Origin of the sequence: Bradyrhizobium sp., assembly GCF_049798375.1 — a bacterium.
GTDB lineage: Bacteria > Pseudomonadota > Alphaproteobacteria > Rhizobiales > Xanthobacteraceae > Bradyrhizobium.
Genome location: NZ_JBARGP010000446.1, coordinates 1 through 2509 on the forward strand (window position 1 = coordinate 1; position 2509 = coordinate 2509).

Consider the following 2509-nt stretch of genomic DNA (forward strand, 5'->3'; position numbering starts at 1 on the left):
TGCTTGGCCTTGAGCACTTCATCCATGGCAATTGGTCCCTTGCGATCCCTGGGCGCAAAGTCGCGCACGTCGTTGCAGGCGCGCTCCGCCGGAAGCCGGACATCAGACGCCGATGGGGGAATGTCGAGCTGGAACGTAGGAAGAACGAGGCGCGATTTCCAGTGCCGCGCGCGAATCATCAACACTGCGTTGGCCGCATGGCGGCAAATGGCAGCAGAGCCGCGGGAACTCCCGTGTTCATACGGGGGCTCACGAAACGAAAAAGCCTCCGTTCCCCTGGGGGAACGGAGGCTCCAATCGAGGCCGCGCGGGCCGCAGATCTTAGAAGTGGTAGTTGATGCCAGCCTGCACCGAGTGGATGTCGAACGAACCCGAGGCGGCCGTTGCGGAGCCGAACGGCGTGTTGAAGGTGTAGTTCTCGCTGCCGAAGCTCTTGAAGAGGTATTCGGCCTTGAACGACCACTTCGGGGCAAACATGTATTCGAGGCCGGCACCGACGGCGTAGCCGCTGTGGACCTGGCTGTCCGAGGTCGAGAACCCGCCGACGCCCGTAACGGCCGCCGAGAGCTTGGTGTCGGCCCAGGCGTAACCGCCGGTCGCGTACAGCAGGGTCGGGCCGAAAGCGTAGCCGATACGGCCACGAACCGTGCCCCAGTCCTGAATCTTGGCGGATGCAGTCACTCCGATCGGAGCGAAGCCGGGGACCGCAACGAAGCCAGCCGCCGAACGGCTGATATCGGCCCAGGCGGCGTCCGCCTCGATGCCGAACACGACATTGGCCTGCTGCCAGTTGTAACCGATGGTGCCGCCGGCAAAGCCGCCTTCAATGCCATCCGATCCGGTCTGGCCGGCGTAGCCGCCCATCGCACCGATGTAGAAACCGGCCCAGGTCGGCAGCGGCGCAAGCATCGGCGCCGCCTTGGTGTAGGGGCGGGCAGCGAGATCCGCAGCGGAAGCTGCCGTGCCCAGAGCGGCGACAGCGACGGTCGCCAGCAGAATCGTCTTGATCATTGTCTTCAGTCCCATTCTTCCTCAGCATTCTGGCCGTGATCGACGGTCGACCGCGTCGCCAGAACTCACCCGTTCAGGTTGACGAGATTGGCTATAGCCGAGGTCGCGGCCGAATGCTGTCGCCGTTGCGCCACACTCACGACCAAAGCACGTTCCGGTGATGACGTCTGTGAACATTCAGCGGCGCCAACCGGTTGGGATCGTTCCCAATGCATGGCAGGCACGCAAAAAGGGCCGGCGCAAGGCCGGCCTTTCTCAGCTGGAGATCTGAGCGCGAGTGACGCGCCGGCGATCAGTAGCGGGCGAGCACCGGGCTGCCGAAGCGGTAGTTGATACGCACGGTCGCCATGTCGACGTCCTGCTTGATGCTGTCGGTGCGCGAGAGTAGCGCGGCCGTTGCCGGGAAGGTGACGTCGTTGCGCCCCATGAACAGGTGATCGTATTCGGCCGCGACTGACCAGCCCGGCGCGAACGCATATTCGATACCGGTGCCGACCGTGCCGCCCCAACGGGTCTCGCTGGCCTGGTCGAGCACTGTGCCGGTCGCGAACGCAGAGGTCGAGTTCGCAACACCGGTGTACTTGTTGTGGGTGACGGCGGCGCCGCCCTTCACGTACCACAGCACGGTGCTCCAGGCGTAGCCGACCTGGCCGGTGAACAGGCCGAGTGCGTCGGTCTTGGTGTTGTTGTTCACGGTCGTGACGATCGCGCTGGTGTTCGACGCCTTCAGGTCGGTCCAGTCGCCCTGGGCTTCCAGGCCGAACACCCAATCGTTGGCCTGCCAGCGATAGCCGACCTGGCCACCGACCACGCCGCTGGTGGCGTTGTGGCAGCCTTCGCCGGTCGGCGTCACGGCCGCGCCGCTGACGCGGTTCACGGTCCAGCAATTGCGATTCCAGTCGGCGCCGCCGTTGACGCCGATATAGAAGCCGGCCCAGCTCGGCAGCGTCGCCATGATCGGGGCGGGCGCCTTGGTGTAGGGACGTGACGCGAGGTCGGCGGCAAAGGCAGGCGTCGCCGCCAGCGCGGCAAAGCTCACGGTCACAAGCAGGATCGACTTCATGATGTTCTCCAGTCCCAATGTTTCGCTTCGTCCAGACCCCACCGTCCAGACCGACCCGTTCAGGTTGAAGACAATTGTAACTGATGAGATGCCGTAAGGCTGTCACCGGCGCGCCGCATCAAGGGGGAGCTACGATTCGTGCTTAAAAAGGCGCTGCGATTTGTAGTTAAGCGTTGGTGAAAGCGCGGGTGCGACGACGCGGACGCGGGCCGTCGTCACGCTACGCGCGATGCGTGACGCATAAAAAAGCCGGCGCGAGGCCGGCAATCCGATCTTAGCCTGACTAACAAGGTCAGTATTTCCCGAGCACCGGGCCGCCCCAGCGGTAGTTGACGCGCACGCTCGCCATGTCGACGTCCTGGCCCACATTGTCGGTGCGCGTGGTCGCGCCCGTGGGAATGCCGGAGAAGGCGAGGGCGCGGCTGCCCATGAACA

2 protein-coding genes are annotated in these 2509 nt (G+C 64.4%); both read right to left on the minus strand.

What is annotated here, in order from left to right; all coding sequences use genetic code 11:
• Positions 1-321: 321 nt before the first annotated feature.
• Positions 322-1008: an outer membrane protein gene (locus tag WA702_RS18590; RefSeq protein ID WP_425111998.1), complete on the minus strand. Its 687-nt coding sequence runs from the start codon at positions 1006-1008 to the stop codon at positions 322-324.
• Between the two features lie 295 nt (positions 1009-1303).
• The gene (locus WA702_RS18595; protein WP_425111997.1) at positions 1304-2074 is read right to left on the minus strand and encodes an outer membrane protein; all 771 of its coding nucleotides are present in this window, start codon (positions 2072-2074) and stop codon (positions 1304-1306) included.
• Between the last annotated feature and the right edge of the window lie 435 nt (positions 2075-2509).

Coding starts and splice junctions, on each gene's coding strand:
- WA702_RS18595 (WP_425111997.1), bottom strand. CDS start 2,074: ATGAAGTCGATCCTGCTTGTGACCGTGAGCTTTGCCGCGCTGGCGGCG.